Source organism: Bacillus sp. RHFS10, from assembly GCF_016757475.1.
In the GTDB taxonomy this organism is placed as follows: domain Bacteria; phylum Bacillota; class Bacilli; order Bacillales; family Bacillaceae; genus Bacillus; species Bacillus subtilis_G.
The window spans coordinates 487,695-507,229 of sequence record NZ_JAESPO010000002.1 but is presented as its reverse complement, the minus strand read 5'-3'; the positions used below and the strand labels follow the sequence as shown (position 1 = coordinate 507,229).

The window sequence follows — 19,535 nt, the reverse complement described above, 5'->3', positions numbered from 1 at the left end:
ACCTTGAAAGGCTTCAGTAGCCAATCAAGGTAAGAAATCAAAAATAATGTTATTGTACTTAGAAAAGGCTTCTTCATCTCACCTCTGCATCAAGTATCCATACTTTCTATTAGTTATTTAATATTATATTTTTCTTTTATTTTCTTAGACAACTCTTCAATAACTTCTTTCTTTTCAGGATTTTTTTCTAGATAAAAATTACATGTTGCACTTAAATACTGATACAATTCATCATAATCCACAATATCGTAATCATCATCACCATCACCAGAATAGAATAGAACTTTATTTTGTCCAAAGTATTCCTCATCATCTTGTTCATATTCATCTGAAAAAATTACTCCATTATATTCCCGACGTTCCCCATCTTTATTCTTAAATTCTTCTAAATGGTGAAGGAAGTTACGTCCATTAACATAAAGATTCAATACATCTATAACTGCTTCTTTAGTCAAATTATTCTGTTTCATCATCTCAATAAAATCTTCATATACACTCATCTAATCCACCCATTCTAACACTGGATAAGCATTCTCTATCTCTCCAGTTTCTGAATTCATAATACCTTCAAATTTTATTTTTTTTCCATCATAGTCTGTTTGTCCTTGTATTTTTATCTTCTTTTGTTTTAATAGAGGAATTTCCCTTTTACTGCTTAATCCTTCAACCATTGCCTTTTTGCTTAATTCTATTATTTCATCATCCGGAATAACCTTTGGGTCGTACACTGTCTTTTTATACATTTTGTCTTTATTAGGTATTACTTTGTATTCGCCCGTTCCGTTTTTACCAGTATAGTCCATTTTTTTCATATTTTACTTTATATTCTATATCGAAAATTCCATCTATACTTGGATGTTCTTTTTTATTAACATTTTCCAACTCATACTTGTTAGATTTACTATCAAAATAATTCTTAAACTCATCATAATTATGTCCACCACTAACACCATTACGTTCTGTAAACTTTTTAACTGGTCCTGTTGTATGTTCAGCATAGTAACCTTCTTTAAATTTTAGATTACCCGTACCCTTACTACCTTTACCACCACTAGCCATCTTCACAATCCCAAGATCCTTCACAGCCGTCTTTTCTACATCTACACGGACTGACGGGATTCCGAACGTGGAGCCATCCGGAGTTACAGGGCGTTCTGCGTACACGCGGACGTTTGTTGGGACTTTGAATTGTTTTACTTTTTCTAATGTCTTGTTAGCTTTTTGGACTTTTGAATGAGTTGCAAGCGGTATGCCTTTATCTACATGTTTCGCCAGCGCACCTGCACCAACTAAACTCAAAGCCGCTTCCAGCCCACCTTGCTTCCGCTTCTCCTCTGACACTTCGTTGCCAAACATATCCCGTCCAGTAACAGCTTCTGAGAATCCGTTAGAAGCAACAAGGCCGTATGCGCCCATTTCTGACATTTTAAGAATATCTAGGGATTTTCCGGTTTTGTAGGCATCTAATGCGTGTTCGGCTGCGATAGCCGCTTTTCCGGTTTTGTAGATGGCTTTTCCGCCTTTGAAGGCGCGGCCTGCCCAGCCGACGACCGGGATGTACCCTGCGGCTGCCATGGCGCCTGCTGTGACGCGTTCGGCTGTGGAAAGTTTTTCTCCTGTGACAGGATCGTAGCCTTCGGTTGCTCTTATCGTATCATAATAGCCGGTGACTTCGCCTGTGAAGGTGCAGACGCCATCCCATGTTTTTTCGTACCATGGTTTATTCGCTTCTTCTTCCGCTTTTTCTTGAAGGCGTCTTGCTTCTGCTTGCTGTTCTTTCGCCTCAATATAAGAAGTCGCTTGTTTTTCCGCTTCTATCGTACCTTTATACACTTCGCTTGAGGTGAATGCTTTTTTGTTGTAGTGAATGGGAGAGGCGCTTTTTCCTTTGCTTGTTGCTTGCATTAAAGCGGTGTACTTAGCAAGCACGGCATTATCGAGCGACTGCAGATTTTGATATTCTGTGGTCAGTGACTCGTCCAGTTCATCAACCGCTGTAATCGTATCGCGCCGGATTTTTTGTGCGTCGTACATCTTGTCTGCGTAATCGTTAAGAGAATAAGAGGATAAATCCAAAATGCCGACAAGATCGGCGAGAATGTTATCAATCTCCAATTTGTGCGCGGAGACGATTTCAGACGCTTTCAAACTCCCGTTTGTCAGCTCATTTTCCAGATATGACGTTTCCACATAATGATCTTTCAATTCTTTTTCTTTGATATCCCCTGAAATCCCTTTTAAAAAAGCGATTTGGGCTGAGACAAGTTTCAGCCACGTGTCTACAATATCAGCCTGTCCTTGAAAAAAATCTTTGATGTTGTCTGCGCCTTTCCCTGTAAAATCTTGGCCTAGATTGGCTACAGCCTGAAACGCTTTTTTTAGGGTTTCTAACTGCTCTTCAAGCGTTTCATATTGCTTTTTTCTGCTCTTCGCTTCTTCGATTAAAGTCTTTGATTCAAATACTTTACTCATTGCACAGCCCTTTCTATGCTATTTTGCGCCAATTGCCTCGTCCTGCTCCTTCAGTGAATCAACATTGTCTTTCGTGTCTTCTATGTTTTTTTGGACAGCTTTTTTATAATCGCCCAGCATGGTTTTAATGCTTGCCTCGCGCTCATGGTACTTTTTTGTATATTCCAGGTTGTTCTTGCCATTGGATCCGGCGGCGCCGATTGATACACCAGCCAGCGCATCTTTGACAGAATCCAATGTTTTAATAACAGTATCGTATTTCAGCTTAATTTCTGACATAAAAAAAGATCACCACCATTTTAGTTGTCTAATTGTATTTCCGACTTCTTCCGCGAATTCTTCTCCCTTTTTAAGAAGATCTGCTGCACCATTTGCTATGAACAATTCCGTCGCATAAGTGGCTTTATTTAATTCTAGACTAATAATTTCACCACTAATCGAAGCCATATACTCGTTATACTTATCATTCACAATCTTGGAAGCTTCCGATTTCGCCTCTTCTCTGCCCTTGTCGAAATCATCCGCTTTTGTTCCCGTCCAGTGCTTGCCCAATTCCGGTTTCACAATGTCTTTGATTTCTGTAATGGCCTCTTCTTGCAGTGTGTCTATGTCCTTTTTTGCTTTTTTCAGCTTTTCGATCTTGTCTTCGATATCGGAAATTTTTCCGTTGAGCGAACTTTTGATATCCACCAGCTTACTTTCATAACCCATCTGAATCACCTCTTAATACTCAAAAAGTCGTATGGAGGAGCTGATGAAGATAGACTTTTCCATACTTTATTTCCATATATTATATTTTAAAATAGCCAGAAGGCGGCATAAATAGGGTAAATGGCTTAATTTAGGCGTATAACACTCTCTATGTGTAGGTCTATGATCTTGTTTTTGTTCGTTATACAGCTAATGAAAGCGCTTTATGATATTGGAGCACCTAAAGTCATAGTTATAAAGGCACTTGAAAGAGACAGATATTGATGATCTATCTCTTGTTGTAAGAGTACATTCTGCTTTTGTTATTTTTCGTTTTAGACCTTAGCAGAAAAGAAAAAAACCGGCTCCCAGCCAGTTTTCTCTTTTCCAACTATTGAATTGCACCTGCTGGAACAACCGCCTTCCGTCCCACAGAATAATATTCCACCCCTGCAGCGGCTGCTTCATCCAATGTGTAGCAGTTTCTGCCGTCAAAGATGAGCGGCGTTTCCATCAAGTTCTGATAGGCCGCTAACGGGAATTGTTTAATGTCGGCCCAGTCGGTTAAAATCATGACGGCGTCAGAGCCTTTGACAGCTTCCTCGATTGTCTCTTTATATTCAACGGCTTCTGGCAGAACACGCTTTGCATGGTCCGCGGCAATCGGATCATAGGCTTTCATATGGGCGTCGAGCGCAGCGAGACGGTCTGCGATGACAATCGACGGCGCTTCCCTCAAATCATCTGTATTCGGTTTAAATGACAGTCCCAAAAGGGCAATCGTTTTTCCCGTCACCCCGCCGAGCCTGTTCAGCGCTTTATCTACCAGGATCGCCTGCTGATTGTTGTTGACTTTGATGACCGATTTCAGCAGCTCAAAATCATGCTCGACATTGCCGGCAATTTGCACGAGGGCGTTTGTGTCCTTCGGAAAACAAGAGCCGCCGTAACCTATGCCCGCTTTTAAAAACTGGCTCCCGATCCGCTTATCCTGTCCCATGCCGTACGCGACTGCTTCAATATCGGCGCCGACCTTTTCACATATATTTGAAATTTCATTTATAAAACTGATTTTAGTGGCCAGAAAAGCATTTGAGGCATATTTGATCATCTCGGCGCTTCTGATATCCGTTTGATAAATCGGAATTTGGAACGGGCGGAAAAGCTCCTCAAGCGTCTTGGCTGTTGTCTGATCCGCTGTTCCGATCACGATCCTATCGCCATGAAACGTGTCAGAGATCGCTGACCCTTCACGTAAAAATTCCGGATTGGACGCGACCGAAATGCTGACAGGCGCCGCAAGATGTTCAGTGATCAGCCCCTTAATCAAATCGTTTGTCCCGACGGGCACTGTGCTTTTCGTTACCACGATGGCATCCTGTTTGACATGCCGGGCGATGCGTTTGGCCGCATCTGTAATATGCTCCAGATTCGCGTGCCCGTCGCTTTTCTGCGGTGTACCGACCGCTATAAAAATAATGTCTGCCTGTGCCAAGCCTTTCTCATAGCTCATTTCAAAGTTCAGCCGTCCATCAGCTGTATTTTTCCTCATCAGCTCTTCAAGACCCGGTTCAAATATGGGGGAAATGCCCTTTCTCATTTCATCAATCTTGTGAGCGTCAATATCAATGCAGGTTACATGATATCCAATCTCAGAAAGAGAAACACCTGTCACAAGACCGACATAGCCTGTTCCGATGACTGTTATATTCATTGTTTCCCTCCAACAGTTAAATTGCTGCTTTGCAGCTTCCATAATATCGTATGAGAACATCCTATCATGAATGCGGATGATCTCCCGCATAGCCTGTCGGGTTCAGCCTGTACAGATTTCTGAAATGTGATTCAATCATACAATATACTATTATATCGCGCACAGAAAGGAAGTGGTGAAATGAGAACCGGCTGTTTAAAAGAGCCCAAATAATTTTCTTCTCTTGACCGGCCGCGGAGGCTGTCTGAAGATCGTCTGATTCTGCAGGAGAAGCTCAGCGTTTTCCGTCAGTATATAAGGAAATTCCCGACCGAATTCTTTCTCAAGAACATCAAGGGCTTCCCGGCAGCGAAAGTCTCTTGTTTTCAGATTATGAGCATCTGAGGCTACGAAATGAATCAAATTGGCTTCAGCCAGCCGGAGAGAAAATGCTTTCATCTGTTTTCCGAAAGTCCCCGCAAGACTTCCTGAAGTAATCTGAGATACCGCTCCTTTCTCCACAAGATGATACAGCAAGGATGGGTTTTCGCGAATTTCCCTGTTGCGTTCAGGATGGGCGATAACCGGAATATATCCTTTCAGCTGCAACTCATAAAAGAGCCGCTCCGCATAGCGGGGAACCTGATCAAACGGAAACTCAATCAGGATGTATTTTGTATCATTCAGCGAGAGCAGCTGCCGTTCAGCAAGGCCCCGCTCTAAATCGCCGTAGATTCTGATTTCCTGCCCCGGAAGCACGGTTAAAGGGATATTTTCTTTGATTAAACGTTTGTTTAACTGATCTGCCGCTTCTCTGACTGCCGCCGGCTCGTTTTCATACACACCGTTCTTATGATGCGGTGTCGCTACAATCGTCCGGATTCCCTGACGAACAGCGGCTCTTGCCATTTCTATGCTGTCAGCTGAAACGCTTGCCCCGTCATCCATTCCAGGAAGAATGTGACAGTGGATATCTATCATGTCTTAGCCCCCTTTTTCCGCAAAAATAAATAACGGGCAAGATGCACGTTATTTATTTTGTATGAAGTTATCCTTGTTTCCGTAGTATCCATATGCAGAATCCCTCGAAAACTTTTTGCCGTTCATAATCGCCCCAAGGAGCTTGCTATTGCACGATTCAAGTGCCTCTTTCGCTTTTGCGGCTTGTTCTTTTTCTGTTTTACCGCTTGAAATAACCAAAATAGAACCGTCTGCCACGCTCCCTAAAATCTGTGCATCCGCTACAGCGAGAATAGGCGGCGTATCAAAAATGACCATGTCATATGCCGCACACGCCTCGTCGGCAAGTTCTTTCATCCACTTTGAGGAGAGAAGCTCGGCCGGGTTTGGCGGGATCGGGCCGCTCGTCAGCACGTCAAGCTGTTTTTCATTAGATGTTTGTACAGCCTGTTCCAGTGAACTTTTCTTTAATAAAACAGATGTTAAACCTATTATATTTTCAAGATGAAAGGCTGTATGTACTGTTGGTCTTCGCAAATCAGCGTCAATCAGGAGCACTTTTTTTCCCTGCTGGGCAAATACGACAGCAAGATTAGCGGCCGTTGTTGATTTTCCTTCTCCGGGACAGGCCGATGTAATCATCACTGATTTCATTTGACGATCCACTGAAGCAAATTCTATATTCGTACGAATCGTCCTATATTGTTCAGAGTTCAAGGATTTCGGCTCTGTCATCGCAATGACATTCCTGCGCATCCAAGAGCCTCTGCTTTTTTTAAGCGCCAAAATGCCCACTCCCCGCTTTTTCAGATTGGATACCGTGTAAGCTTGCCGCTTTTTTCTGCTCATTTGCAATGGTGGAAACCGTCCCTAAAACAGGTATGTCCAGCAAGGATTCGAGCTGTTCTTCCGATTTGATCGTATTGTCCAAATACTCAAGCAGGAACGCCAGTCCGATGCTTCCCGCCAATCCCGCCGCGAACGCGATAGCAATGTTTAGGAGCGGCTTTGGCGATACAGGTGACGGATGTCCTGAAACCTCGGCTTTTGACAAAATGCTGACATTGTCAACATTCATAATGGTTGTGATTTTGTCTTGAAAGACAGATGCGATGGTATTGGCAATATGAGCCGCTGTTTCCGCATTTACATCCTTGACTGATATGTTGACCACTTGGGAGTCCTGCTCGCTGGATACGGTAATTTTGTCATTCAGCTCTTGAGAGGTCATCGACAGGCCCATCTCTTTAATGACTTCGTCTAAGATGGCAGGGCTCTTAATGATGACGTTATACGTATTGATTAACTGAAGATTGGTTTGGACATCATTAAATTGGACTTCTTTTCGGTCGTTTTTCGATTGATTGACCAGAATCTGAGTTGATTTTTCATAGATGGGTGTAAGTGCGAAGAAACTGATAAGTCCGCCGGCAGCAGTGGCAGCTGCGGTTACAATCATAATCAAAAGCATGCGTTTTCTTAACGTTGATAATATCTCTTTTAAACTAGTAGATTCTCCCATGATACCTCCAAATCTCTTATAGCATCCTTTTCCATATACGATTATACAACGTAGAAACCGCATTTCTCCAGATTTTCACGTGACATTATTCGACATTTTTTTACAAAACCTTATGTTGCGATCGTTTATGAAAGCGCTCTATTTTCTACCTTGACAAAGATGCCCTTTTTCTTCCATTCAGGCGTTCACGTCTTCTCGCATAAAAAAACCCCGCATCAGGCGTGCGGGATTCTTATGTTGCATATCCATTTTTAATATGAGAAATTAAATTTTCAAGCATTTCCTTCGTCGTCATCTCAGATGACCGTTCACCAATCTCATGTGCATGCATCAAAATTTTCAGAAATTCCTCTTGATTCAATTTCTTTTCACTCATCTTCTTGTTCCTTTCAGCTTCCATTAAGTTGAAAACACGATTATTATATGATGCTGATTCTCAATTTGCAATCTCTAATACATCATTCGACACATCCCATTTTTTATGTCCTTTTTTAGGAAAAACTTTTTCAGGCCGATGTGTTGCGATATAATAGAGAAATTGGATCTTTTTATTACGTGACTCGGTTAGGAGCGATAATCATGCTTCAGAATATGATTTCCAAAGACGATGTGCTGGCATCCGCTGAACAGTTGAAAGAACTGCTTCCTTACAATGAGGAACATGTTCAGCTGATTAAAAAAGCACTTATTTTATATCGGCAGGATTCAGTCTATCGTTTACAAGCAGTGAGTCCGACGGAAGTTACGGCTTACGTGCAGGATGTTGTGCCTGTGCGGGTCACATTGAACTTGTTTGCCATAGCCAAAAGCGGCTGTTCATGTCCGTCCAGAAGAATCTGCCGCCATATGCTGGCTGTTTTTTTATATGTATATGCAATGTTCGAGCGAGTGGGTACCTTTACAGAGCATTGGCTGGAGAGGGAAAAGCTCGAGGAAAGCAAAGAACTCGTCCGCCGGCAATTTCAGGAAAAAGTGCTTCCTAATGAAGAATCGCTTTCTAGCTGGCTTGCTTTTTTTGATTCAGAGTTCTCTCTCTGGCAGGCGCGCACGCCGGAAGGCAGCCAAAATATGCAGGGCCTCTATTACGGCTACCTGTCCGCTTTAAAAAAGCACACGCCAAACAAGCCGGAGCTAAAAAACCTGTACCAGATTCATTCCGCGATTGCGGTGTGGCTTCGCATGTTTACATTGATTGAAGCGGGCAAACTGAACCCCGATCAAGACTTTTATTCCCTCAATCCGTATGTTGAACAGCTGATGGATACGATCTACAGCTCTATTGATAAATTAAAAACATACGCGCTGTCATTCGCGCTTGATCCGTTTTTGGAGAGAACACCCGATGTTATCCGGCATTTGCTCTTGAAAGAAGATATTTTCCAATATGAACGCATCCGCATTTTCGGTGAAATTTGGAGCGCGTTGCTGTCGCGGCCAAAATGGGTAGCACGTGAACAGGACATTTTGAAAAAAGAGGCTGGACGGCGCTTTTCTCCTGAATTGCAATTCGGGCGCCTGCATTTGGAATTCCTGCAAAAGAATGATGATGTTATTTTTGCGGAAGCTGGTCAATTCCCGCCGGATGCGCTGCCATATACGTTTCAATGGCTGAGTGAAATCACTGCCAAAAAAGATTGGAAAAGGCTGAAAACATGGTATCAGCGAATTGAATCGATTGCGATGGGTTATACGAAACTCGATAAGCCGTTTAAAGAAATTCGCGACGTGATCGGCGAGCTGTTTCTTCTGCTGAATGCCTATGTGAAGCAAACCAATGACCAAGCGCTGTTTGAACGCTATGCTGCAGGCTGCCTGCCGTATACGTTCACAGAATACAGCCATCATTTATATGAGCAAAAACGATATGCCGAGTGGATCGAAATTCACAGCCTTGTCGGCTTTTCCATCTATGAAATGGATAAAATGATGCTGAAAGAAATTGCAGCGGGCGACCCGGAGGCGCTTATCCCGGCTTACCACAGAGAAGTGGCCTTTTTTATCGATCAAAAAAACCGCAGCTCGTACAAGGAAGCCGCCCGGCATTTAAAAAAACTGCGCACCCTGTACAGAAAAGCGAAGAAATTGAAGGTGTGGGAGCGGTATATTCAGCAGCTGAGCTCGCATTATAAGCGCCTGCGCGCGCTTCAAGAAGAACTGCAGAAAGGAAAGTTGATTGATGGCGAGTCTTAAAGAAATACTCATTCACGTCGAACAAATGGAAGATGGGTCATTTACGCTCTCAGCCTTTGATGAGAATGAGCAGCCCCTTCCCTACAGCCATATGAAGAGGCATTTGTTCCAATGGCATGAATCCTCATTTTACGGAACCTTTCTTGAGGATGTCAGCTTCATCGGGACAACCGCTGTTTTGCTTTCTCCATGGATGACTGTAGAGCTTCTCGGCAAAAACTCGTTCAACTCATTCAGCTCCGTGCAGCTTACAGAAGAAACGGAGCCGCTGATTGAGGCGGCATCAACCATCTATGAATTTATCGCAGACGGTGATTATCTGCCTGACTATGAAGCATGGACAAACGGTGTTTTTCGCTGGAAGGACCGCGATAATATGCTGGATGGCTTTACGGCGGATTGGTTTTCCGCCGCAGTGCAGGATTACGTCCAATACGACGATGACCTGCAGGAGAAATGGGAGCACATCAAGGAGAAATCGCCTGCGGTCACGTCATTCCGCGGACATTTTCTTGATGAAGAGGATTTTCTTGAAGGCATCGGCTGGATTGACGATCGATCTCCATTTACAGTCGGCCTGCGCTTAAATGAGCCGGATTTTGACGGAGACGATTGGAAAATCGAACTGTTTTTACGCGATAAAAAGAACGGCGCTGTTGAATTCTTTGACGGGCTGAAAAGCCTCAAAAAATCATGGCAGGCGCACAGCGATAAAATCGCGCGTGAGCAAGACCGCTTTCACAGAACGGTTCCGTGGCTGTCATTTGATTCCGGGACCACTCTGATTTCGGAGGAAGAAGCCTGGATCTTTCTGTCAGAAGCGAGTGAAACGCTTGTCGATATGGGCGTTGAAATCCTCCTGCCGTCCTGGTGGCAAATTGTCAGAGACAGCAACATGATGCTGAAGGCAAAGGTGTCATCCGCCCCACGCGGCGAGTCATTTGTCGGCATGAATGCGCTGCTTGATTTCAACTGGCGGTTTGCAACAAATGGAATTGAGCTGACTGAGGCCGAATTTAATGAGCTTGTCGCCAGCAACAGGCGCCTTGTTAATATCCGCGGGCAATGGGTCAAAATTGATCCGCAGTTTATCAAACAGATGAAACGCCTGATGGAAAAAGCGGAATCAGAAGGACTCCACATGTCTGATATTCTGTCGCGAGAACTAATGGATCAAGAGGAAGGCGGGCTTGAGGATTCAGATCTGATTGATACATCCGCTTTTGCCGGCATTCAATTCGATCTGTCCAAACAGCTCCGGTCACTGATTCGGAAGCTTACTGCCGCTGAAAACCTGCCGGATCACGAAGTCAGTCCTTCTTTCAAAGGCACGCTCCGCCCCTATCAGAAATACGGCATGAACTGGCTGCTGTTTCTGCGGGAAAGCGGTTTTGGCTCCTGTCTGGCTGACGACATGGGCCTTGGAAAAACGATTCAAATGATCGCCTATTTCCTTCACGTGAAGGAAAGCGGCCGGCAAAAAACGCCGAATTTGATTATCGCGCCGACATCCGTACTCGGCAACTGGCAGCGGGAGCTTCAAACCTTTGCTCCTGACCTGACTGTAGCGCTCCATTATGGGCCGCGCCGGCCAAAAGGTGATGATTTCGACGCGCATTACGAAAACGCAGATGTGGTACTCACTTCATACGGACTGTCTCATGCCGATTCGGAAGAGCTGTCTTCTGTGACATGGAACACAATCTGTCTTGATGAAGCGCAAAATATTAAAAACGCGCATACGAAGCAATCACGCGCAATCAGAAAGCTTAAAGGGCTTCACCATATCGCGCTGAGCGGCACGCCAATGGAAAACCGTTTGACCGAGCTGTGGTCCATTTTTGACTTCATGAATAAAGGCTACCTCGGCAGTCTGACGGGCTTCCATAAACGCTATGTGCTGCCGATCGAAAAAGACCGGGACGAAAAAAGAATCGGACAGCTTCAACAATTAATCCGGCCATTCCTTCTTAGGCGGACGAAACGGGATGAAGAGGTCGCGCTTAATCTTCCTGAAAAGCTGGAAGAAAAAGAATTTATCCCGCTGTCAGCCGAACAAGCGTCACTTTATGAGCAGCTTGTCAAAGACACATTTGACCATATGACATCACTGACCGGCATGCAGCGAAAAGCGCTGATCCTCAGCATGCTCGGACGGCTTAAACAAATATGCGATCATCCCGCGCTTTATTTAAAGGAAGATCAGACCGAATTGTTGGCCGGCAGATCAGTTAAGCTCGAAAAATTGCTGGAACTCATGACGGCGATCCGCGCCCAAAACGAAAGCTGCCTCATTTTCACGCAATACATTCAGATGGGGAACATGATGAAACGGCTGCTTGAAAAAACGTTCGGCGAACCCGTGCAATTTTTAAACGGGAGTCTCTCCAAGCAGGAGCGGGATACACTCGTTGAGAAATTCCAGAAGAAAGAATACCCGACACTGATTCTTTCATTAAAAGCTGGAGGCACCGGGCTCAATTTGACCGCCGCCAATCACGTCATCCATTATGACAGATGGTGGAACCCGGCGGTTGAAAACCAGGCCACTGACCGGGCATACCGCATTGGCCAAGAGCGCTTTGTCCACGTTCATAAAATGATTACGACGGGAACAATCGAAGAAAAAATTGATGTCATGCTTGAATCGAAACAAACCCTGAACGACCAAATTATCCAAAGTGAAAACTGGATTACCGAGCTTTCCACACAGGCACTCGAAGAATTGTTTACATTAAGCGCCTCAGCGCGATGATCATGACTATAAAAAAGCTGGCTCTTTGAAAGAGCCAGCTTTTTTCCGTTCGTAGCCGTCACGCCGGAATGTCCAGAGAATCCGTTACGCCGGTTATTAATAGGATGCACTTTTGATGCAGCATATAAACCTACAGTAAATGTTTAATCATATGTGCGACGCCGTGTTCGTCATTGGTCAAGGTTACAGCGTCGGCCATCGCTTTGATATCTTCCCGCGCATTGCCCATCGCTACACCTTTTCCCGCAGCCTCCAGCATCGATTTGTCGTTTAAGCTGTCACCGACAGCCGCCGTTTCTTCGATCTGAATATTCAGCCGTTCCGCAAGCCGCGCCAGCGCCTGCCCCTTGGAAGCTTTGCGGGAAGAAAGCTCAAAGTTATGCTCAGCCGAACTGACAAGTGTTAAATCTTCAGCATGTTCATATCTTTTCCAGCCTGCCTCAAGCTTCTCTTTGAAGAAAGAAAAACCGAGAATATTATAAAAGTCGATCTGCTGATCAGTTTCAAACAGCTCTTGAAACGAGCCAATGTAAGCGAAGCCCGATTGGCTGTATTGCACTTCGGCCGCCTGCATAAGGACAGAAAGATCCGCCTCCGGATTTGCGCTTCTGAATCGGTCCAGTTCAACTTCAAGAAGCTCTCTGCCGTTTTGCGGCGTATAAATGGCTGAATCTGTGAATACCTCGTAGTAATAGTTTTCCGACGCAAGCCATGAGAGAATGTCATACGCCCGTTGTTTCTCAATGGTTTCCTGATGATAAAGCCTGCCGTCAGGATCGTGAATGACGGCGCCGTTCGCGCTGATGACCCACGTTTTGATCCCGAGCGGCTCAAAAATCGACATGACGTCAAAATGAGCGCGCCCAGTTGACACCACCACTTCAATGCCGTCCCGCTGCGCCTGCCGCAGCGCGTTTTCATTTACCAAGCTTACTTGATGCTTGCTGTTGAGTAAGGTTCCATCTAAGTCAATCGCAATTAATTTCACGTTTGTCAGCCCTTTCTTCATCCTGCTCTGTTACGAGAAGTTCCACCCCGTTACGGTCAAGCAAATCACAAAATGCCTGATTCGGCAGCCTGTCTGTGACCAAGAGATCGATTTCGCTCAGCTCCGCATACTGATAAAAACTGGTACTTCCCAGTTTCGAATGATCTGCAAGCGCGATCACCTGCTTTGCCTGCTGAATCATTTTTCGCTTCACCATGCCATCTTCTTCATGTGCAATTGTAATGCCATGCTCAGAAATGCCGACCACACCGATCAGCGCTTTATCGACGTGATAACTTGAGAGCTTTTCAATCACAGAGGCACCGTACAGAAAGCGGTGCTCCTTTTCCAGTTTGCCCCCCAACAGGTAGATTTCAATTCCTTCTTTATCGGACAGCACTTCGGCCAGATTAATCGAGTTGGTAATCACCGTGCAATCATCCGCATTCATATGTTCTGCACATGCCTGAACGGTTGTAGAGGCATCTAAAATCACCCGGTCACCATTATGAATGAGCGATGCGGCAAGCCTGCCAATCTCGCTTTTTTCCTCGGACACTGTATTCAGGCGGCCGGAATAACTTTGAATTTTCTGATGCACAGTCGGCAAAATGGCACCGCCCCTTGTGCGGATGATGGCATTCTGTTCCTCCAGCTTCACAAGATCCCGTCTGGCTGTATCTCTTGAGACTTGAAGAAGCGTACAGATCTGCTCCGTTGTAATTCGGTTATGCTGTTTTAAAAAATCCAAAATCGCTACTAATCTTTCTTCTTGGTACACGCCCTCATTCCTTTTCTGATCTATCATCTTTAAGTGATTATAAGTTTTCCGAGAAATACAATCAATGATTTTAAGTGATTTTAAGCAAAAATGCATCATAAGAACCAATTTATCCTAAATATCATAAAAAGAAAGACCAGCCTGGTCGACTGGTCAATTTTGAGGGGATGATGCGGAGATTCTAATAATCGTGAAAGGATAGAAAACGGGAGGATCAGGGGTTTGTCAATCGGCAGCTTTTTCACGGGGTTTAGGGTCCATAAAACGAACAGTGTCAGCCAACACTTCTGTTACATACACGTTAACGCCTTCTGCGTTTTCATAGCTCCTTGTCTGAATCCGTCCGCTAACGCCGACGAGAGAACCTTTTTGGCAATATAACGCTGTGTTTTCAGCGGTTTTTCTCCAAAGCGTGCAATTGACGTAATCGGCCTCGATTTCACCTGAAGCATTCTTGAAGCTGCGGTTTACCGCGAGCGTAACGTGTGCGACTGCCGCACCGGCGGAAGTGTAGCGAAGCTCAGGATCTTTTGTAAGACGTCCGACAAGCATAACCTGATTGAACATGCGATTCCTCCTCTCCTTGCGCTTATATGTATTGTAGATGATGCAATGAGAAAAGAAAAACGCTTAAAAATGACTTTCAGCCTCTGTTTTTATCTTTTGTTTTCATTTTTCCTTCAGCTAAAAACATCTTTTGTTTTTTCCCTTTAAAGAAATATGTACTTTTTAAAAACCGGAAAAATATTTGCTTTGTCAGCCAATTTTGCGTATTCATACACACATAGGAAGAGCCATCCCACGCAAACCACTGAAAGCTCAGTTTTTTTTCCGGCATTGACAGCTCGATTTTATATTGCTCCATGCCGTCTTGCGTTTCGTATAAAAAGCTTATCCTTCTTTTTTTGTTCAGATGGACCTCAAAAACTTCTTTACGGCTTAACATATATGTTACTTCCTTTTGAATTAAACAGTTTTCAGAAGGAGTGCCGTCAATATAAATTTCTTTTAAGCGAAATTGATTCATACACATCTCTCCGTAATCCATAGTCAGTTACAGTATAATGAAAAAATTGAAATTATTAAATGTTTCGCCAATACAAAGTTCTTTAGTCCCGGCATTGCACGTTTTTTCCTCTAAAACGTTTATGTTATAATGGAAGGCAAGAAATCTTTGGAAGTAATCGGGGTGAGAATAGAAATGAAAACCTTTAAACTAGTTGACCTGAATGTGGAACGAGTGGACAAGGAAGAGAAATCAATTGAACAGTTTCCCCTTATTGACGGACTGATTATAAATAAAGAAGACGGTGAAAATCACTGGCTGATTGAAGCGCTTGTAGCGAAAGAGCACCTGTCTTTTTTTGAACAGCTTCAAAACAGCCAAACTGAAGCCACAGTATTTGTAACGATCACGAAAAAAAGCAATCGCCCCGCCCAGCTGACAGCGGCAGTGAAAAATATTGTCAAACTGGAAGAAAGCATACAGGTTTTAATCTACGGACAAATGGTCACAAGAAAACAGCATGGCACTGAAACCCTTCTGGAATCCCTTGTAAAAGAGGGCTATACAGGAACAAAACTGATTGAGGCGTTTAAGCAAAAAATATAAATGAGAGGGACATGTCCCCTCTTCAGGTGCAGAGGTGAAAATATGAGTAAGCGAAAGATGCAAGCAATCTTTTTATCACTTATCGGTGCGGCTCTCCTCATGACATCAAGTCTACAGACACCTACAGAAGCAGAAGCTGCTGAGAAAAACACAAATTCGAAAAAGCTGAAGGTTGATGAATTCTTCACAGATTACGACGGCACTTTTATATTGCGGGATCTAAAAAACGAAAAAACCTTTGTCTACAACGATCAGCGCGCAAAACAAAGATTTGCGCCGCAGTCGACATTTAAAGTTCCTAATGCGCTTATCGGATTACAAACAGGCGCTGTTAAAGATGAATATGACATCAAATACTGGGACGGCGTCAAACGGGAACTCGACGTTTGGAACCAAGACCACACGCTTGGCTCCGCTATGAGATATTCAGTTGTTTGGTATTACCAAGCAATGGCCCGGGACATCGGAGAAAAGCGAATGAAAGAATGGGTTGAAAAAATAAGTTACGGCAACCAAGACATCAGCGGCGGAATTGACCAATTCTGGCTAAGCAGCACTCTCAAAATCTCTCCTTTAGAACAAACAGATTTTATGGAATCGTTATACAAAGAAAAACTCCCATTTGACAAAAACGTCATGAAGACGGTAAAACGGATGATGGTTCAGGAAGATGAAGATCACTATATTCTTTATGGAAAAACTGGCTCTGGCTCTGGCATCGGCTGGTATACAGGCTTTGTCAAAACCGAGCACGGGGCGTACAGTTTCGTGACGAACATTGACGGAACCGGAACAGAAGCAAAAAGCACCACTATGGACATTTTGAAGAAGTATGTTCTTCATTAAAAAACCGCCGTTTGAACGGCGGTTTTCTTTATTCCGGCGACCTTGTTTGCTGCTTCAGCAGATCTCTGATTTCTTTCAGCAGCTCCTCTTGAGCATCCGGCGCTTCCGCCGCTTCTTCTTCTTCTGCTTCTTTTTTGCGCCTTAATCCATTTAAAATCCGAATCACAATAAAAATGGAAAACGATATGATTAAGAAATTCACAATCGTTTGTATAAAGCTGCCGTACTTCACTACAGCATCGCCAAATGTAAACGAAAGGTTTGAAAAATCAAGCCCTCCCAGCAGCAAGCCCACCAAAGGCATGATGATATCATTTACTAGAGATGTGACGATCTTTCCGAATGCGCCTCCTATTACAACACCAATCGCGAGGTCAACGATGTTTCCGCGCATAGCAAAAGCCTTAAATTCATTCCACATACAATCACCTGCTTTCTCATGTTTTGAAAGAAAAAAGACAAATGTGCCGCTGCCCATCTGCCTTTTTTCATTTACTCTCCGAGAGCAAAAGTCAGTTCGACTTCGCAAACGACTTCGCCATCGACTGTAGCAACGCCTTTTCCGCGCCCGATTGTTCCGCGCGCACGAGTGATTTCCACTTCGAGATGAAGCTGATCACCAGGCTTGACTTGTTTTTTAAACCGGCAATTATCAATGCCTGCAAAGAATGCCAGTCTGCCGCGGTTTTCTTCTTTAATCAGCATCGCAACAGCTCCGACTTGAGCAAGCGCTTCTACGATTAACACGCCGGGCATGACCGGATACTGAGGAAAATGTCCGTTAAAGAACTCTTCATTTGCGGTTACATTTTTATAGCCTTTTGCCCGTTTGCCCTCTTCAACTTCCGTAATCCGGTCTACAAGCAAAAACGGATAACGGTGAGGAATAATTTCTTTAATTTGCTGAGTATCAAGCATTCTCTTGACATCTCCTTCATCTGCATTAGTATGTATAGCAATCATCAAAGATCCATTCTGTACATTTGAAAAGTATATTATGAATTAAACTCTTTTTCAACAGGCGCTAAGATGTAACCAACTGTCAATGAGAGCCGTCAATAGTTATGATATGATAATTATAGATTTTACCAATAGCAAAGAGGTAGGAAAATGATTTCGAAGTTTATTGAAAAAAGGATGCAAAACATGTTAAACGAGTGGTATTCCGCAATAAGCAAACGCAAAATGAATCACGTTTGCTCAGTGAAAGAAAAAATTGACCAGCACCTTCCGAAGTTCAAAAAGAACACAAAACTTTGGATGCGTTATCAATTGTTTCAGGCCCGCCATCAGCTGCTTTTCGAAAACCAGAACGGACTTAATGCATTGTTCGATGATCTATACGGTCTGGAAGACAAAATGGATGATGAATTGAAATATTATCTGTATTTTTTCTCAGGATTATACGAAATGGTAAAAACAGCTCCGAAACATGCAGTGAATCATTTTAAAAAAGCTGAACAGTACCTGGCCGCCATCCAAAACACGTTTGAAGCCGCTGATTTATATTATCAAACTGCCGGCGCCTACTACTTGATGAAATCACCGCCGCTTTCCATCCAATACGTCAAAAAAGCATTAGACATCTATTTACAACAATTCGGCTATATCAAAAAGGTGATCACCTGCAAGCTTTTGCTTGCCGTTAATTATATTGATCAAGAACGGTATGAAAAAGCTGAGCAGCTTTTCGAAGAAATCATTAGGAAAACCCGGCAATTACATGACGAAAACCTGCTATGCCACGCTTATTATAATCTTGGCTTTTTAAAAGCGACCGAAAAAAAAGACCAGGAAGCGCTTCTTTACTTTACAAAAGTATTAAAGAATCAAGAATTTGAAACGAATTCTCCAGTCTCGTATCTGCACTGTGTGTACGAATCTGTCAGAGCGCTTTTTAAAACAGGACAGATCACAGAAGCGAAAGCCATCCTGCAAAAAGGGAAAGAATTATCTGAAAAGGTAGACATTCAAACCATTTATTTAAAATTAAAAACGCTTGAGGCGCTCTATACATCAGTTGAAGACCCCTATGATCTGCTGCTCGAATATGTGCTTGAGTTAGAAAAAATTGAAGCTTGGGTGGATTTAGAAGTGCTTTTAGAAGACATCACGGAATACTACAAAAAAAAGGACGATTTCGAAAAAGCCGCTTTTTTTATCATGCGCGGCTGATTGAAAACGCCCATTTCTTATTATCTGACTGAATTAATTAAACCGAGCATTTGATCTCCCATTGTAATCGTTCTGCTGTTCAGCTGATAGGAACGCTGGGACGTGATCAAATCTGTCATTTGTTCTGAAATATCAACATTGGACATCTCAAGCGAACCCTGCTGCATGCCGATGTCCTGTCTATTAGCGCCATTCAGCTCTTCAAAAGCTGCCGCATTATCAATAGAGAAAAGGTTATTCCCTTCCGATTTCAGCTCTTGAGGGTTATTCACTTGGACAACTCCGAGATTAAACCGCTGGACCGCGTTTCCGTCAGATGCGGTTAAGGTGCCGGTTTCATTGATGATGATATTTTTCATTGAGCTGTCGATGTTCACTGTATTGCCGTTTTCATCAAGCACCGGATGCCCATTTCCAGTTACGAGCTGAAGCTGGTTGGCATTCGCAGCTGAAGGCGTTACATACAGTGCTCCATCCCTCGTGTACTGGCGGTTTCCATTTACGTTCACCTGAAGATATTGGTATGGAGACGTAAACGCGATATCGAGGTCGCGATCCGTCTTCTGAATGCTTCCCTGATCAGACACAAGGCGTGAATTCATCATCGCCCCAACGCCAAGGCGCAAGCCGGGCGGTGTTTTTCGGGCTTTTGCCACGTCCTCATTTTTTTCATCAACCTGATCGAATTGCTGTCTGACAAGCTCAGAAAAATTCGTATCTTTTGCCTTATAGCCGGTTGTGTTGCTGTTTGAAAGGTTGCTGCTGATTGTGTCAATTTGCTGCTGCAGCTGGTTTAAGGTTGTTGATGCCGTTAGCATTGACCTGAGCATAGTTGATGTCCCCCGCTTTTT

21 protein-coding genes and 1 pseudogene are annotated in these 19,535 nt (G+C 43.7%); 5 read left to right on the top strand and 17 right to left on the bottom strand.

Going from position 1 to position 19,535, the window contains the following annotated elements; genetic code table 11:
- Nucleotides 1-113 precede the first annotated feature (113 nt).
- From cdiI to JMN17_RS09225, 10 genes and pseudogenes are all read right to left on the bottom strand, one after another.
- Nucleotides 114-500 (bottom strand): ribonuclease toxin immunity protein CdiI, encoded by a 387-nt coding sequence (gene cdiI / locus JMN17_RS09270; protein ID WP_087993995.1) that lies wholly within the window; start codon nt 498-500, stop codon nt 114-116.
- Complete coding sequence (locus JMN17_RS21725) at nt 501-812, bottom strand: CdiA family toxin C-terminal domain-containing protein (RefSeq protein WP_242519874.1); 312 nt, start codon at nt 810-812, stop codon at nt 501-503.
- Nucleotides 813-1,254: 442 nt separating this feature from the next.
- Nucleotides 1,255-2,472: pseudogene (locus JMN17_RS09260) on the bottom strand (ribonuclease YeeF family protein); the annotation flags it as partial.
- 18 nt (nt 2,473-2,490) lie between these two features.
- Nucleotides 2,491-2,751 carry a YwqI/YxiC family protein gene (locus JMN17_RS09255; protein ID WP_087992642.1) on the bottom strand — a complete coding sequence of 87 codons (261 nt, stop codon included), beginning with the start codon at nt 2,749-2,751 and terminating at the stop codon, nt 2,491-2,493.
- A 9-nt stretch (nt 2,752-2,760) separates the two neighbouring features.
- Nucleotides 2,761-3,183: a YwqH-like family protein gene (locus tag JMN17_RS09250; RefSeq protein WP_202327931.1), complete on the bottom strand. Its 423-nt coding sequence runs from the start codon at nt 3,181-3,183 to the stop codon at nt 2,761-2,763.
- A gap of 370 nt (nt 3,184-3,553) precedes the next feature.
- Entirely contained in the window at nt 3,554-4,876 is a 1,323-nt protein-coding gene (uglF, locus tag JMN17_RS09245; RefSeq protein ID WP_202327930.1) for a UDP-glucose 6-dehydrogenase UglF, read from the bottom strand.
- 195 nt (nt 4,877-5,071) lie between these two features.
- Nucleotides 5,072-5,836 carry a tyrosine-protein phosphatase gene (locus tag JMN17_RS09240; protein WP_087992645.1) on the bottom strand — a complete coding sequence of 255 codons (765 nt, stop codon included), beginning with the start codon at nt 5,834-5,836 and terminating at the stop codon, nt 5,072-5,074.
- 48 nt (nt 5,837-5,884) lie between these two features.
- The gene (locus tag JMN17_RS09235; RefSeq protein ID WP_087992646.1) at nt 5,885-6,601 is read right to left on the bottom strand and encodes a CpsD/CapB family tyrosine-protein kinase; all 717 of its coding nucleotides are present in this window, start codon (nt 6,599-6,601) and stop codon (nt 5,885-5,887) included.
- Entirely contained in the window at nt 6,591-7,337 is a 747-nt protein-coding gene (locus JMN17_RS09230) for a YveK family protein (protein ID WP_087992647.1), read from the bottom strand. Before JMN17_RS09230 ends, JMN17_RS09235 begins: the two co-directional genes overlap by 11 nt.
- Before the next feature lie 232 nt (nt 7,338-7,569).
- Nucleotides 7,570-7,713: a hypothetical protein gene (locus JMN17_RS09225; RefSeq protein WP_003221769.1), complete on the bottom strand. Its 144-nt coding sequence runs from the start codon at nt 7,711-7,713 to the stop codon at nt 7,570-7,572.
- Between the two features lie 203 nt (nt 7,714-7,916).
- Between JMN17_RS09225 and JMN17_RS09220 the strand changes: the two genes are divergently transcribed.
- Complete coding sequence (locus JMN17_RS09220; RefSeq protein WP_087992648.1) at nt 7,917-9,527, top strand: SWIM zinc finger family protein; 1,611 nt, start codon at nt 7,917-7,919, stop codon at nt 9,525-9,527.
- Nucleotides 9,514-12,282 (top strand): DEAD/DEAH box helicase, encoded by a 2,769-nt coding sequence (locus tag JMN17_RS09215; protein WP_087992649.1) that lies wholly within the window; start codon nt 9,514-9,516, stop codon nt 12,280-12,282. The genes JMN17_RS09220 and JMN17_RS09215 overlap by 14 nt, the downstream gene beginning before the upstream one ends.
- A 130-nt stretch (nt 12,283-12,412) precedes the next feature.
- On the opposite strand, the gene JMN17_RS09210 is transcribed toward JMN17_RS09215, so the two are convergent.
- The 4 genes from JMN17_RS09210 to ywpG form a co-directional block, all read right to left on the bottom strand.
- Nucleotides 12,413-13,270 (bottom strand): Cof-type HAD-IIB family hydrolase, encoded by an 858-nt coding sequence (locus tag JMN17_RS09210; protein WP_087992805.1) that lies wholly within the window; start codon nt 13,268-13,270, stop codon nt 12,413-12,415.
- On the bottom strand, nt 13,251-14,051 hold the full coding sequence (gene glcR, locus JMN17_RS09205) for a transcriptional regulator GlcR (protein WP_087992806.1): 801 nt from the start codon (nt 14,049-14,051) through the stop codon (nt 13,251-13,253). Before glcR ends, JMN17_RS09210 begins: the two co-directional genes overlap by 20 nt.
- 225 nt (nt 14,052-14,276) lie before the next feature.
- A complete protein-coding gene (ssbB, locus tag JMN17_RS09200; protein ID WP_014665657.1) occupies nt 14,277-14,618 on the bottom strand; it encodes a single-stranded DNA-binding protein SsbB in 342 nt (113 codons plus the stop codon).
- A gap of 76 nt (nt 14,619-14,694) precedes the next feature.
- Nucleotides 14,695-15,078 (bottom strand): DynA interaction protein YwpG, encoded by a 384-nt coding sequence (ywpG, locus tag JMN17_RS09195; protein WP_087992650.1) that lies wholly within the window; start codon nt 15,076-15,078, stop codon nt 14,695-14,697.
- Nucleotides 15,079-15,252: 174 nt separating this feature from the next.
- Between ywpG and JMN17_RS09190 the strand changes: the two genes are divergently transcribed.
- Both JMN17_RS09190 and blaOXA read left to right on the top strand, forming a co-directional pair.
- Nucleotides 15,253-15,663 carry a YwpF-like family protein gene (locus JMN17_RS09190; protein WP_087992807.1) on the top strand — a complete coding sequence of 137 codons (411 nt, stop codon included), beginning with the start codon at nt 15,253-15,255 and terminating at the stop codon, nt 15,661-15,663.
- Nucleotides 15,664-15,705: 42 nt separating this feature from the next.
- Nucleotides 15,706-16,509: a class D beta-lactamase gene (blaOXA, locus tag JMN17_RS09185; protein ID WP_087992651.1), complete on the top strand. Its 804-nt coding sequence runs from the start codon at nt 15,706-15,708 to the stop codon at nt 16,507-16,509.
- A 28-nt stretch (nt 16,510-16,537) separates the two neighbouring features.
- Here the strand turns inward: blaOXA and mscL are convergent, their stop codons facing one another.
- Both mscL and fabZ read right to left on the bottom strand, forming a co-directional pair.
- Complete coding sequence (mscL, locus tag JMN17_RS09180) at nt 16,538-16,930, bottom strand: large conductance mechanosensitive channel protein MscL (RefSeq protein ID WP_087992808.1); 393 nt, start codon at nt 16,928-16,930, stop codon at nt 16,538-16,540.
- A 71-nt stretch (nt 16,931-17,001) separates the two neighbouring features.
- Entirely contained in the window at nt 17,002-17,427 is a 426-nt protein-coding gene (gene fabZ / locus JMN17_RS09175) for a 3-hydroxyacyl-ACP dehydratase FabZ (RefSeq protein ID WP_003235662.1), read from the bottom strand.
- A 192-nt stretch (nt 17,428-17,619) separates the two neighbouring features.
- On the opposite strand from fabZ, the gene JMN17_RS09170 reads away from it, so the two are divergent.
- Nucleotides 17,620-18,684: a response regulator aspartate phosphatase gene (locus JMN17_RS09170; protein ID WP_087992652.1), complete on the top strand. Its 1,065-nt coding sequence runs from the start codon at nt 17,620-17,622 to the stop codon at nt 18,682-18,684.
- A gap of 20 nt (nt 18,685-18,704) precedes the next feature.
- Here JMN17_RS09170 and flhP read toward each other — a convergent pair whose 3' ends face one another.
- Entirely contained in the window at nt 18,705-19,514 is an 810-nt protein-coding gene (flhP, locus tag JMN17_RS09165; RefSeq protein WP_087992653.1) for a flagellar hook-basal body complex protein FlhP, read from the bottom strand.
- Nucleotides 19,515-19,535 lie beyond the last annotated feature (21 nt).